This is a genomic window from Actinoallomurus soli, assembly GCF_024055715.1.
In the GTDB taxonomy this organism is placed as follows: Bacteria; Actinomycetota; Actinomycetes; order Streptosporangiales; family Streptosporangiaceae; genus Actinoallomurus; species Actinoallomurus soli.
Map to the genome: position 1 here is coordinate 474,868 of NZ_JAMXMV010000001.1, position 13,095 is coordinate 487,962.

The 13,095-nt window shown below is 72.8% G+C and carries 16 protein-coding genes; all 16 read left to right on the forward strand.

The genetic code is table 11. The annotated features are described in order from the left end of the window. The first annotated feature begins 58 nt into the window (after positions 1-58). Positions 59-1,228, forward strand: a complete 1,170-nt coding sequence (locus NDW01_RS02275; protein ID WP_308211618.1) for a pyridoxal phosphate-dependent aminotransferase — start codon at positions 59-61, stop codon at positions 1,226-1,228. A 36-nt stretch (positions 1,229-1,264) separates the two neighbouring features. After that, positions 1,265-1,951 (forward strand): SseB family protein, encoded by a 687-nt coding sequence (locus tag NDW01_RS43665; RefSeq protein WP_252816061.1) that lies wholly within the window; start codon positions 1,265-1,267, stop codon positions 1,949-1,951. A gap of 116 nt (positions 1,952-2,067) precedes the next feature. After that, on the forward strand, positions 2,068-2,631 hold the full coding sequence (locus NDW01_RS43670; RefSeq protein WP_252816063.1) for a prepilin peptidase: 564 nt from the start codon (positions 2,068-2,070) through the stop codon (positions 2,629-2,631). A 126-nt stretch (positions 2,632-2,757) separates the two neighbouring features. Further along, entirely contained in the window at positions 2,758-3,435 is a 678-nt protein-coding gene (locus NDW01_RS02290; protein ID WP_252816065.1) for a hypothetical protein, read from the forward strand. 98 nt (positions 3,436-3,533) lie between these two features. After that, entirely contained in the window at positions 3,534-3,776 is a 243-nt protein-coding gene (locus NDW01_RS02295; protein ID WP_252816066.1) for a type II toxin-antitoxin system VapB family antitoxin, read from the forward strand. Beyond that, a complete protein-coding gene (locus NDW01_RS02300) occupies positions 3,773-4,207 on the forward strand; it encodes a type II toxin-antitoxin system VapC family toxin (protein ID WP_252816068.1) in 435 nt (144 codons plus the stop codon). Before NDW01_RS02295 ends, NDW01_RS02300 begins: the two co-directional genes overlap by 4 nt. Before the next feature lie 76 nt (positions 4,208-4,283). Continuing rightward, the gene (aroC, locus tag NDW01_RS02305) at positions 4,284-5,462 is read left to right on the forward strand and encodes a chorismate synthase (protein WP_252816070.1); all 1,179 of its coding nucleotides are present in this window, start codon (positions 4,284-4,286) and stop codon (positions 5,460-5,462) included. Continuing rightward, on the forward strand, positions 5,459-5,959 hold the full coding sequence (locus tag NDW01_RS02310) for a shikimate kinase (RefSeq protein ID WP_252816072.1): 501 nt from the start codon (positions 5,459-5,461) through the stop codon (positions 5,957-5,959). Before aroC ends, NDW01_RS02310 begins: the two co-directional genes overlap by 4 nt. Further along, the gene (gene aroB / locus NDW01_RS02315) at positions 5,956-7,023 is read left to right on the forward strand and encodes a 3-dehydroquinate synthase (RefSeq protein WP_252816074.1); all 1,068 of its coding nucleotides are present in this window, start codon (positions 5,956-5,958) and stop codon (positions 7,021-7,023) included. The genes NDW01_RS02310 and aroB overlap by 4 nt, the downstream gene beginning before the upstream one ends. A 32-nt stretch (positions 7,024-7,055) precedes the next feature. Then, complete coding sequence (gene aroQ, locus NDW01_RS02320; protein ID WP_252783040.1) at positions 7,056-7,502, forward strand: type II 3-dehydroquinate dehydratase; 447 nt, start codon at positions 7,056-7,058, stop codon at positions 7,500-7,502. Positions 7,503-7,593: 91 nt separating this feature from the next. Next, positions 7,594-8,640, forward strand: coding sequence for an LLM class F420-dependent oxidoreductase (locus NDW01_RS02325; protein WP_252816077.1), 1,047 nt, complete (start codon positions 7,594-7,596; stop codon positions 8,638-8,640). A gap of 161 nt (positions 8,641-8,801) precedes the next feature. Continuing rightward, positions 8,802-9,869 (forward strand): M24 family metallopeptidase, encoded by a 1,068-nt coding sequence (locus NDW01_RS02330; protein ID WP_252816078.1) that lies wholly within the window; start codon positions 8,802-8,804, stop codon positions 9,867-9,869. 36 nt (positions 9,870-9,905) lie between these two features. Then, positions 9,906-10,463, forward strand: coding sequence for an elongation factor P (gene efp, locus NDW01_RS02335; protein ID WP_252816080.1), 558 nt, complete (start codon positions 9,906-9,908; stop codon positions 10,461-10,463). A 3-nt stretch (positions 10,464-10,466) separates the two neighbouring features. After that, positions 10,467-10,883, forward strand: a complete 417-nt coding sequence (gene nusB, locus NDW01_RS02340) for a transcription antitermination factor NusB (RefSeq protein ID WP_252783046.1) — start codon at positions 10,467-10,469, stop codon at positions 10,881-10,883. Positions 10,884-10,927: 44 nt separating this feature from the next. Further along, positions 10,928-11,674 carry a methyltransferase domain-containing protein gene (locus NDW01_RS02345; RefSeq protein ID WP_252816081.1) on the forward strand — a complete coding sequence of 249 codons (747 nt, stop codon included), beginning with the start codon at positions 10,928-10,930 and terminating at the stop codon, positions 11,672-11,674. A gap of 17 nt (positions 11,675-11,691) precedes the next feature. Next, entirely contained in the window at positions 11,692-12,963 is a 1,272-nt protein-coding gene (locus NDW01_RS02350) for a DNA polymerase IV (RefSeq protein ID WP_252816083.1), read from the forward strand. Positions 12,964-13,095 lie beyond the last annotated feature (132 nt).

Sequence of the window (13,095 nt, forward strand, 5' to 3'; positions counted from 1 at the left end):
TCCTCCCTCCACCGTATCGATCTCCGGCGCCGGAGCCTCGTTCACTTACGCTGATCCGGTGACCCTTGAGAACGACCCGCTCGTCGCCCGCATGCAGGGCTTCGGCACCACCGTGTTCGCGGAGATGACCGCGCTGGCGATCCGCACCGGGGCGATCAACCTGGGGCAGGGCTTCCCGGACACCGACGGCCCCGCCACGATGCTGGAGACCGCGGCCGCGGCCATCATGGGCGGCGCGAACCAGTACCCGCCCGGCCCCGGGCTGCCGGAGCTGCGGGAGGCCGTCGCCGCGCAGCGCGCGGACCGCTACGGCCTGACCTACGACCCCGCCGAGGAGATCCTGGTCACCGTCGGCGCCACCGAGGCGATCGCGGCGGCGATCCTCGCCCTCGTCGAGACCGGCGAGGAGGTCGTCGTGTTCGAGCCCTACTACGACTCGTACGCGGCGATCATCGCCCTGGCCGGCGGCGTACGCCGGCCGGTCACGCTGCGGCCCGACGGCGGGCGGTTCACGTTCGACCCGGAGGAGCTGCGCGCCGCCGTCACGCCGCGCACCCGCGTGCTGCTGCTCAACTCCCCGCACAACCCGACCGGAACGGTGTTCACCCGGGAGGAGCTCGAGGTCGTCGCGGACGTCTGCCGCGAGCACGACCTCATCGCCGTCACCGACGAGGTCTACGAGTACCTGACCTACGACGGCCCGGCCGCGCACGTGCCGCTCGCGACCCTGCCCGGCATGCGCGAGCGCACGGTCGCCATCTCCTCGGCGGGCAAGACCTTCTCCGTCACCGGCTGGAAGATCGGCTGGACCACCGCCCCGCCGCGGTTCGTACGGGCGGTGCAGACGGTCAAGCAGTTCGTCACGTTCACCGCGAGCGCCCCGTACCAGCGCGCGGTCGCCTACGCGCTGCGCGAGGAGGGGAAGTGGGCCGAGGACCTGCGCGTGGCGCTGCGGGCCAAGCGCGACCGGCTCAGTGACGGGCTCGCCGCCGCAGGGCTCACGACGTTCCGGCCGCAGGGCACCTACTTCGCGCAGGTCGACGTGCGCCCGCTCGGGTTCGGCGACGGGCGGGAGTTCGTCACCGCGCTGCACGAGCGTGCCGGCATCGTCGCCATCCCGACGCAGGTGTTCTACGACTCCGACGCCGGCGACCCGTACGTCCGGTTCGCCTTCTGCAAGCGCGACGAGGTGATCGACGAGGCCGTCGAGCGTCTGCACCGGCTCTGAGGGCCGGCCGCCGGCACTCGGATACGCTGGACTGCCGTGTCCGGACACCGCATTCCGCAGCCGCAGTTCCCCGACGACGACGGGACGACGCCCGCCGAGGTCGCGCGGGCGCTGAGCGACTATGCCGAGGGCCGCGCGGGGGAGCGTCCCGTGCTCGCGGCGCTCGCCGGCACCCGCCTGCTCGTCCCGGTCGTCGCGGTGCTGACCGAGGACGAGACCGTCGACGGCCTGCGGCGGGAGAAGGAGAGCGAGATGGCGCTCCCCACCCTCGTCGGGCAGGACGGCCGGCGTGCGGTCCTCGCCTTCACCTCCACCGACAGCCTCGCCCGCTGGCGCCCGGACGCCCGGCCCGTCGCGGTGCACGCCCGGGAGGCGTGCCAGGCCGCGGTCGGCGAGTCCGCCGACGCGCTCGTCGTCGACGTGGCGGGCCCCGTCCCGTACGCCATCGAGGGCGCCCGGCTGCACGTGCTCGCGAACGGCGGCGCGATCACCGCGCCGCACGAGGACCCCGACGTCCTGATGGCCGTGCACGGGGCGGTCGACGGCCTGCCCGGCATCACCGGTGTGCGCGTGGAGCCCGGCGAGCGGGCCGAGCTCGCCGTACGCCTCCGGCTGGCCGAGGGCGCCGGGGCGCAGGAGGTACGGGCCGCCGCGGACCGTCTCGCCGAACGCCTCCGCGGCCACGTCACCGGAGGCGTCGAGATCGGCGTCACCCGCGGCTAGACCGCCCGGGCGACGACCCCCGGCGGGCGCGGTCGGATCGCCCGGGTGACCACTTCCGACGGGCGCGGTCGGATCGCCCGGGTGACCACTTCCGACGGGCGCGGTTAGATTGCCCGGTGACCACTCCCGACTGGGCCGAGCCGGTGCTCCGGCGGCGGCTCGCCGTCGTCACGGTCGCCGTGGTCGTCCTCGCGCTCGTCGTGTGGCGGGTCGGCCCGGCACCCGACCTCCCGGCGTTCGGCTACCTCGCCGTGGTCGGCGTCGCGCTGACGTTCATCGACGTCGCGCTCAAGCGGCTGCCCGACCCGGTGACGCTCCCGTCGTACGCCGCCGGCCTGCTGCTGCTCGGCCTCGCGGCCCTCTTCACCGACCGGGGCGGCACGCGGTTCACGCACGCGCTGCTCGGCATGGTCGTGCTCTTCGCGCTGTACGCGCTGCAGTGGCTCATCGCACCGAACCAGATCGGCCTGGGCGACGTGAAGCTGGCGGGCGTGCTCGGGCTCTACCTGGGCTGGCTCGGCCTCCCGACGTGGGTTCTCGGGGTGGGCGCCGGATACGTGCTGGCGGCGGTGTGGTCGCTCGCGCTGCTGGCCGGCCGCCGCGCGACGCTCAAGACCCAGATCCCGTATGGGCCGTTCATGCTGGCCGGAGTGCTGGTCGCGGTGCTCGCGCACGGCTGAGACCGCCGGGACCGCCCTTTTGCCGTCGCATGAATTCCTCTGTCGCTCCGGACGGGTATGCCGACCGCGCGACGTGCCCGAGCGCTGAACCCGTCGCATCGGGATCGAACGGATGAGGGGCGACAATTGACTGCTCGCAGGTGGATCGCCGTGCTGACCGCCGGAACGGCCGGGCTGCTGACGGCCGTGGCGTCGTGGGACACGGCACCGGCCGCCGCGTACCCCACCTCCTCGGCCGGACCGGCGCGCCGGGGACAGGGCCCGCACGCGGCGCCGGCCCCGTCTCTCAGCCCGGCGACCACGGCCGGCGGCGGAGAGACCGTCGTCATCGCGCCATCGGCCCCGTCCCCGAGCCCGGCGACCACGGCCGGCGGCGGGGACAACGTCGTCATCGCGTCGCCGGCCCCGTCACCCAGTCCGACGACCACGCCGTCCCCGTCTCCGAGCCCGACGAACTCTCCGAGCCCGGCGACCACGGCCGGCGGCGGAGACACCGTCGTCATCGCGCCGGAGGACAACGGCGCGAACGCACAGAACAGCAACTCCCCGTTCGAGGATCGGTTCTTCCGCCGCCGACGGCCGTTCCGGGAGAACCCCCACCTGGAGTTCACCGGGTGGATCGGCTGGCCCGAACTCGCGATGGGCTGCCACTTCGACCCCTACTTCGAGGGCGTGGACTGGAACGGACGCCGTGTCATCTGCGTCGACCGGGCCGTCCGGCCGCCGGCCGTCGGGCTGCCCCGGGTCCGCGGCCGCCGCTTCTTCTTCCCCCGCCGCCGCTTCCCCTTCCGCCGCTTCTCCTGACCCCTGACATCGACCCTGTTCCTTTGACGTCATGTGTTCACTCGCATGCAGAGTGTGTTCGAGTATGGCGGTATGGCTTCATGGGTATGGTTCGCCATATGAAGACGACCGTGGACATCTCCGATGATCTGCTGCGGGAGGCTCGCCGGATAGCGCACGAGGAGGGGGTCACGCTCAAATCGATGATCGAGGAGGGTCTGCGGGCGGTTCTCGCGCGGCGCGAGCAAGGACGTCGCTACGTGCTCCCGGACGCTTCAGTGCGTGGTGACGGGCTTCAGCCGGAGGCGCGGACGGCTTCGTGGGCCGAGTTGCGCGCCATGGCGTACGGGGATCGACTGTGATCGCCGTTGACACCAACATCCTCGTCTACGCGCATCGGCAGGACAGCGAGTTCCACACTGTCGCGGCTGCGCGCCTTCGCGAGTTGGCGGAGGGGCGAGCATCGTGGGCGATTCCGTGGCCGTGTGTCCATGAATTCTTCTCGGTCGTGACGCATCCCCGCATCTACGCGCCGCCCAGCACGACCGACCAGGCCGTAGAGCAGATCGATGCCTGGCTGGGATCGCCGTCCCTGGCGCTCCTGGGTGAGGGGATCGGCTACTGGGAGACCCTCCGTGCCACGTTGCGAGAGGGCAAGGTCGCTGGGCCACTGGTCCATGACGCCCGAATCGTCGCCCTCTGCGCCAGTAACGGCGTACGCGAGCTGTGGACCATGGACCGGGACTTCTCCCGGTTCCCCGGTGTCGTCGTCCGCAACCCGCTGCGGTCGTGACGGCGGTGTCAGTGGGTTCGTCTCACGCTGCGGACATGTGCGCGTAGCCTTCCGTGGGGATGGAAGGATTCACCTCATGCTGCGCTGGTTGACCGCGGGGGAGTCTCATGGCCCGGCCCTCGTCGCGATCCTGGAAGGGCTGCCCGCCGGGGTGCAGGTGACCTCGGCCGACATCGCCGAGGCGCTGCGCCGCCGCCGGCTCGGACACGGGCGGGGCGCCCGCATGAAGTTCGAGCAGGACAAGGTGACGATCGTCGGGGGGATCCGGCACGGCCGCACCCAGGGCGGTCCGGTGGCGATCGAGGTCGCCAACACGGAGTGGCCGAAGTGGGAGACGGTCATGTCGGCCGATCCGGTCGACCCGGACGAGCTGGCCGCGCAGGCGCGCAACGCCCCGCTGTCCCGGCCCCGGCCCGGCCACGCCGACCTGGCCGGCATGCAGAAGTACGGCTTCGACGACGCCCGGCCGATCCTGGAGCGGGCCAGCGCCCGCGAGACCGCCGCGCGCGTCGCGATCGGCGAGGTGGCCAAGGCGTTCCTGGCCCAGGTCGCGGGCGCCCGGGTGGTCAGCCACGTGGTGGCGCTGGGCGAGATCGCCGCGCCGGACGGCGTGGTGCCCGGCCCGGACGACCTCGAGCGGATCGACGCGGACCCGGTGCGCTGCGCCGATCCGGAGACGAGCGCCGCGATGGTCGCCCACATCGACGAGCTCCGCAAGGCCGGCGACACGCTCGGCGGCGTGGTCGAGGTCGTCGTCCACGGCCTGCCGCCCGGCCTGGGCAGTCACGTGCACTGGGACCGGCGGCTCGACGCCCGCCTCGCCGGCGCCCTGATGGGCATTCAGGCGATAAAGGGCGTCGAGGTCGGCGACGGGTTCACCACCGCGCGCCGTCCGGGTTCGCAGGCGCACGACGAGATCGAGAACACCCCCGACGGCGTCCGGCGCCGCACCTCGCGCGCCGGGGGCATCGAGGGCGGCATGACCACCGGCGATCCGGTCCGGGTCCGGGCCGCGATGAAGCCGATCTCGACCGTGCCGCGGGCGCTGGACACGGTCGACGTGAAGACGGGCGAGCCGGCGAAGGCGATCAACCAGCGCAGCGACGTCACCGCGGTCCCCGCCGCCGGGGTCGTCGCCGAGGCGATGGTGGCGCTGGTGCTGGCCGCCGCCGTGGTCGAGAAGTTCGGCGGTGACTCCGTCGAGGAGACCGCGCGTAATCTGCAGGGCTACCTCTCAACGCTGGTGATCAAGTGAACTCCAAGATCGTCCTTATCGGCCCGCCCGGCTCCGGCAAGACCACCGTCGGCCTGATCGTCGCCGAGCGCCTCGGCGTCCCGTTCCGCGACACCGACCACGACGTCGAGGCCACGGCGGGCAAGCCGATCGGGGAGATCTTCGTCGACGACGGCGAGGAGCACTTCCGTGCGCTGGAGCGCGCCGCCGTGCGCGACGCCCTCGCGACCCACGACGGCGTGATCGCCCTCGGCGGCGGCGCGATCCTGGACCCGGGCACGCAGGAGGACCTCGCCGGGCACGGGGTCGTCTACCTCGAGGTGGGGCTGTCGGACGCGGTCAAGCGGGTCGGGCTGGCGGCGGCGCGGCCGCTGCTCGTGCTGAACCCGCGCAGCCAGTTCCGCAAGCTGATGGAGGAGCGCCGGCCCGTCTACGAGCGCCTCGCCGCGCTCACGGTCGCCACGGACGGCCGGGAACCCGCCGACATCGCCGAGGAGATCGTGAAGGGGCTCTCGTGACCCGCGTCCACGTCGGGGGCGACACGCCGTACGACGTCGTCATCGGCACCGGCGTGCTCGGGGGGCTCCCGGCGCTCGTCGGCGAGGCCAGGACGGTCGCCGTCGTGCACGCCGAGGGCCTGCCGGAGATCGCCCGCCCGGTGTGCGGTGCGCTCGCCGAGGCCGGCTACGACGTCCACGCCCTCCCCGTCCCCGACGGCGAGGCCGGCAAGGACGTCGCCGTGCTCGCGCGGCTCTGGTCCGACTTCGCCCGGCTCGGCATGACCCGTACCGACGTCGTCGTCGGCGTCGGCGGTGGCGCGACCACCGACCTGGCCGGGTTCGCCGCCGCGACCTGGCTGCGGGGCGTCAGGGTCGTGCTGCTGCCGACGACGCTGCTGGCCATGGTGGACGCCGCAGTCGGCGGCAAGACCGCGATCGACATTCCCGAGGGCAAGAACCTCGTCGGCGCCTTCCATCCGCCCGCGGGCGTCCTGTGCGACCTGACGACGCTCGTGACGATGCCCCGCGCCGACTACGTCGCCGGGCTGGCCGAGGTGATCAAGGCCGGGTTCATCGCCGACCCGAAGATCCTGGAGCTGGTCGAGGATGATCCGGAGGCCGCCGGCCGGCCGGACGGGCCGCACACCCTGGAGCTCATCGAGCGGGCCATCGCCGTCAAGGCGCGGGTCGTGTCGGAGGACCTCAAGGAGAGCGGCCTGCGCGAGATCCTGAACTACGGCCACACGCTGGGCCACGCGATCGAGAAGGTCGAGGAGTACCGCTTCCGGCACGGCGACGCGGTCGCGATCGGCATGGTGTACGCCGCCGAGCTGGCCCGGCTGGCCGGCCGCCTGGGCGACACGGACGCCGAACGGCACCGGGAGATCCTCACCGCCGTCGGCCTGCCCACCTCCTACTCGCCCGACGTGTGGCCCTCGCTGCGCGACGCCATGCGGATCGACAAGAAGGCGCGCGGGGCGCGGCTGCGCTTCGTGGTCCTGGACGGAGTCGCCGAGCCGGGCCGCCTGGAGGATCCGGACGAGGACCTGCTCGTACGGGCGTACGAGCGGGTGACCCGGTGACCATCGGAGGAGAGACGGAGGACGGGCGGTCGATGAGTGAGGTCTTCGTCCTGAACGGGCCCAACCTCGGCAGGCTGGGCAGCCGCGAACCCGACGTGTACGGCGCCGCGGACTTCGAGGCCCTCACCGCGCTGTGCCGGGACACCGCCCGGCGGCTGGGCCTGCACGCCGAGGTGCGCCAGACCGACGACGAGGCCGAGCTGATCTCGTGGCTGCACGAGGCGGCCGACGGCCGGATCCCGGTCGTGCTGAACCCCGCCGCCTTCACCCACTACTCGTACGCGGTGCGCGACGCCATCGCCCAGCGGACCGCCCCGCTGATCGAGGTGCACCTGTCGAACCCGGCGGCACGGGAGGAGTTCCGCCACAACTCGGTGGTCGCAGGGGTCGCCACCGGCACGATCGCCGGCTTCGGGTTCCTGTCGTACGTGCTGGCGCTGCAGGCGATCGCCGAGCTCCTCGCGGAGAGCGAGGGCTGACGCCGGAGGTGCCGCGCCCGCGCCGGTACGGTATGACTGAATGTGATTCTGTTACTCGGCGGTTCAGGTCAGGATGGGTGGGTGCGGCGCCATGCGGATCGGGATGTCCCTCAACTACGCGGGCGGTTTCACGGAGACCGTCGACGAGCTGGCGGACTATGAGAAGGCCGGCCTCGACATCGTGTTCGTGCCGGAGGCGTACAGCTTCGACGCCGTCAGCCAGATGGGCTTCATCGCGGCGCGGACCGAGCGCCTGCAGATCGCCTCGGGCATCCTCCAGCTGTACTCGCGGACCCCGACGCTGACCGCCATGACGGCCGCCGGCCTGGACTACGTCTCCGGCGGGCGGTTCGTGCTCGGCCTCGGCGCGTCCGGCCCGCAGGTCATCGAGGGCTGGCACGGCGTCCCGTACACCGCGCCGATCGGCCGGACCAGGGAGATCATCGAGATCTGCCGGATGGTCTGGCGCCGCGAACGCGTCGTCTACGACGGCAAGTACTACAAGCTGCCGCTCCCCGCCGAGGAGGGCACCGGCCTCGGCAAGCCGCTCAAGCTGATCAACCACCCGGTCCGCGAGCGTATCCCGATCTTCATCGCCTCCCTCGGCCCGAAGAACGTCGAGATGACCGCCGAGCTGGCCGAGGGCTGGGAGCCGATCTTCTACGTCCCCGAGAAGGCCGGCGACGTCTGGGGCGACGCGCTCGCCCGCGGCAAGGCCAAGCGCGACCCCGCGCTCGGCGAGTTGGACATCGTCGCGCAGGCGTTCCTGGCGATCGGCGACGACGTCGACGGCCTGCTCGACCTCGGCCGGCCGATGGCCGCGCTGTACATCGGCGGCATGGGCGCCAAGGGCCGCAACTTCTACAACGACCTCGCCCGGCGCTACGGCTACGAGAAGGAGGCCGAGGAGATCCAGGACCTCTACCTCGCCGGGAAGAAGGACGAGGCCGCCGCCAAGGTGCCGTACGAGCTGCTGCAGAAGACCTCCCTGATCGGCTCGGAGGGTTTCGTCCGCGACCGGCTCGCGGCGCTGAAGGAGTCCGGCGTCACGACGCTCAACGTCGCGCCGATGGCGGGCGACCACGAGTCCCGCGTCAAGCTGATCGAGCGGGTCCGGGAGCTGGCCGCCTCCGTCTGACCACGCGGGCCGCCGCGATCGCGCGCCCGCGCGGTCGGTGCGGGTGTTCAGCGGCGCGTCCCGGTCGGCGGGGCGGGCGCCCGGCGAAGCGCGCGGGGGACGGGGCGGTGTGCTCGGGGCTCGGCGGCTCCGCCCCGCGGCGCGGGCGTAGAGTTCGGGGCATGCCGGAGATCCACGAGGCCCGCCGCGCGCGGCTGGCCGGGCTCGTCGCCGCCCGCGGGGCCGACGCGGCCCTCATCACCCGCCTGGTCAACGTGCGCTACCTGACCGGGCTGGCCAGCTCCAACGCCGCGCTGCTCGTGCGCGCCGACGGGACCGCCGTGCTGGCGACCGACGGCCGGTACGCCGGCACGGCCACGCGCGTGTGCCCGGAGCTGGAGTGCGTGATCGACCGGGCCACCGCGGGCGTGCTGGCCGGACGGGTGACGGGCCGGCTGGCGTTCGAGGCGCACGAGGTCACCGTCGAGGCGCGCGACGCGCTCGCCGGGGAGCCGGACGCGCCGGAGCTGGTCCCTCTCGGCCACGCCGTGGAGGAGCTCCGGATGGTCAAGGACGAGGAGGAGATCGTCCTCCTCGCGGAGGCCTGCGCCATCACCGACCAGGCCTTCGACGCGGTGCTGCCCACGATCGGCCCCGGCGTCGCCGAACGCGAGATCGCGATCGCCCTGGACCGCGCCATGGTCGACCTCGGCGCGGACCGGCCGGCGTTCGCCACCATCGTGGCGAGCGGCCCCAACGGCGCGATCCCGCACCACGTCCCGTCCGAGCGCGCGATCGAGCGCGGCGACCTGGTCACCATGGACTTCGGCGCCCTGCGGGGCGGCTATCACGCCGACATGACCCGGACCGTCGCGATCGGCGAGGCCGGGGCGTGGGAGCGCGAGATCTACGAGCTCGTCGCCGCGGCCCAGGCGGCGGGCGTCGCGGCGGCGCGCCCGGACGCGGTGACCAAGGAGGTCGACGCCGCGGCCCGCGGTGTGATCGAGGCGGCCGGGCACGGCGACGACTTCCCGCATGGGCTCGGGCACGGTGTCGGCCTGGAGATCCACGAGGCACCGCTCATGGGGTATGACAAGACCGGTAAACTGATGGATCGAGTTCCCATCACCGTCGAGCCCGGCGTCTACGTCGCCGGTCGCGGCGGGGTCCGCATCGAGGACACCCTCGTCGTCCGTGCGGACGGTCCGGAGCTGCTCACCAAGACGACAAAGGACCTGCTCGTCATCTAGACGCGGCAGACCGCCGAAGCGGGAGAACGACACACAGTGGCGACGACGAACGACCTCAAGAACGGCATGACGCTGAACCTCGACGGCCAGCTGTGGACCGTCCAGGAGTTCCAGCATGTCAAGCCTGGCAAGGGCGGCGCGTTCGTCCGTACCAAGCTCAAGAACGTCCTGTCCGGCAAGGTCGTCGACAAGACCTTCAACGCCGGCACCAAGGTCGACGTGGCGAACGTCGACAAGCGGGAGATGCAGTACCTCTACCGCGAGGGTGAGGACTTCGTCTTCATGGACACCGAGACCTACGACCAGCCGCACATCCCGGCGGCGACGGTCGGCGACGCGGCGAACTACCTCCTTCCGGAGCAGAACGCCGTGATCGCCTTCAACGAGGGCACCCCGCTCTACATCGAGCTGCCCGCCGCCGTGGTGCTCGAGATCACCGAGACCGAGCCCGGCCTGCAGGGCGACCGCTCCACCGGCGGCACCAAGCCCGCGACGGTCGAGACGGGCGCGACGATCCAGGTCCCGCTGTTCATCACGACCGGCGAGAAGATCAAGGTCGACACGCGCTCGGGCGACTACCTGGGTCGTGCCTGATCCGTGGCCGCACGGAGCAAGGCGCGCAGACGCGCCCTCGAAATCCTCTACGAGGCCGAGGTCCGCGGTGAGCCGCCGGTCGAGGTCCTCGACCGGCGCACCCGGCAGGCGGAGCACCGGCTCGCCGAGCAGGACTTCGTCGACCGGCTCGTCGAGGGCGTGGCCACACGCCGCGAACGCCTCGACGAGCTGATCGCCACGTACGCCGTCGGCTGGACGCTCGACCGGATGCCCATCGTCGACCGCAACATCCTGCGGCTGGGCGCGTACGAACTGCTGTGGAGCGAGGACGTCCCCGACGGCGTCGCCGTCAGCGAGGCGGTCGCCCTGGCCACCGACCTGTCCACCGATGAGTCGCCCCGGTTCGTCAACGGCCTGCTGTCGCGGCTGTTGGAGCTGAAGCCCTCCCTGGCCCTGTGAGGTCTTAGGGTGGGCGGGGAAGCGCCGAGCCGGGAGGGGGAGCCGTGACCGATCGTCCGCGATCGCGGTCGACGCGCACCGCCGTCGTGTGGGAGATCCTGCGCGATGTCCTCGACGAGACCGCCAAGGAGTCGGGGCGCGACCGGCTCGACGTCGTCGACGCGGGCGGCGGCACCGGCGGGTTCGCCGTGCCGCTGGCCGAGCTCGGGCACCGCGTCACGGTCGTCGACGCCAGCCCGGACGCCCTCGCCGGCCTCGAGCGCCGCGCCGCCGAGGCCGGGGTCGCGGTTCGTGCCGCGCAGGGCGACGCCGACGGCCTGCTGGACGTCGTGGGCCCGGACAGCGCGGACCTCGTCATCTGCCACAGCGTGCTGGAGTACGTCGACGACCCGGCCACCGCGCTGGCCGCGATCGCCCGCACCGTACGGCCCGGCGGAGCGGTCAGCGTGCTGGCCGCCAACCAGGTCGCCGCGGTGCTCCACCGGGCGCTCGCCGGGCACTTCGAGGACGCCCGCCGCGTCCTGTCCAGCGCGCAGGGCCGCTGGGGCGACCGTGACCCGGTTCCGCGCCGGTTCACCTCCGGGATGCTGGCCGAGCTGATCGACGCGGCGGGCCTGCGGTCGGGGCCGGTGCACGGGGTCCGGGTGTTCGCCGACCTGGTTCCCAGCGGCATCATCGACGGCGAGCGCGGGGCCGCCGACGAGCTCGTCGCCTTGGAGCGTGCCGTCTCCATGCACCCCGTCCTGAAGGACGTCGCCACCCAGCTCCACGCCCTGGCCTACCGCCGGTAGTCTCCAGTGAGCGACCATTGAGCAGGAAGCAGCAGCTGCACCGGCCGGGGCCGCAGCCCGGGCCGCCGGGGGACGACACCGGCTGCACGGTCCTGCACGTGGACATGGACGCCTTCTTCGTCAGTGTCGAGTTGCTGGAGCACCCGGAGCTGCGCGGCCGCCCGGTCGTCGTGGGCGGGGCGGGGCCGCGCGGTGTCGTGGCCGCCGCCTCGTACGAGGCCCGGGCGTTCGGGGTGCACTCGGCGATGCCGATGAGCCGCGCCCGGCGGCTCTGCCCGCAGGCGGTCGTGCTGCCGCCCCGGCACGCCCGGTACGCCGCCGTGTCGGCGGGCGTCATGGAGATCTTCCGTTCGATCACGCCGCTGGTGGAGCCGCTCGCGCTCGACGAGGCGTTCCTCGACGTGGCGGGGGCGCTGCGCCGGCTGGGCCGGCCCGCCGAGATCGGCCGGATGATCCGGGAGCAGGTCTTCGCGCGGCAGGGCATCACCTGCTCGGTCGGGGTCGCGAGCACCAAGTTCGTGGCCAAGCTCGCGTCGACCCGGTGCAAGCCGGACGGCCTGCTCGTCGTGCCGGCGGACGGGGTCGTCGACTTCCTGCACCCGCTGCCCGTCGCGGCCCTGTGGGGCGTGGGGGAGCGTACCGAGGAGACCCTCCGGCGCCTCGGCCTGCGCACGGTCGGCGACCTCGCGCGGACGCCGGTCGACACCCTCCGGCGCGAGGTCGGCGAGGCGGCCGGCCGGCACCTGCACGACCTGGCCTGGGGCCGGGACCCGCGGTCGGTGACGGCGAGCGTGCCGGACAAGAGCATCGGCGCGGAGGAGACCTTCGACCACGACATCGCCGACCCGGAGGCGATCCGGCGCGAGCTGCTGCGGCTCTCCGACCGGGTGGGCGCGCGGCTGCGCGGAAGCGACCAGGCGGGCCGCACCGTGGCGGTCAAGCTCCGCAGGCCGGACTTCACCACCCTGACCCGCGCCCGTACGCTCCCCGAGCCGACCGACGTGGCGCGTGAGGTCTACGCGACCGCCTGCGCGCTGTACGAGGCGTCCGGGCTGGAGGGCGTCCCCCTGCGGCTGGTGGGCGTGCGGGTCGAGAACCTCGTGCCCGCCGCGACGACCCCGCGGCAGCTGACCCTGGACGAGCCGGAGGTCGGCTGGCGTCAGGCGGAGGCGGCCATGGACCTGGCCGTCCGCCGGTTCGGCGCGGGCGCCGTACGCCCCGCCGCCCTGGTCCGCCCGGACGGCGGGCGTGATGCTCGCCACGGTCGAGAGACCGGTGACGACCAGTGAGGCTCATGTGAAACATGTGACGACGCCGAGTGATCAGGGGTGATGACTTGACGATCCTCCTGTCCACAGGCGAACGTTTTCTTTCCCCCGGTCGTCAGGGCTCGTATTCTGGGCATATCACCGATAGCCATG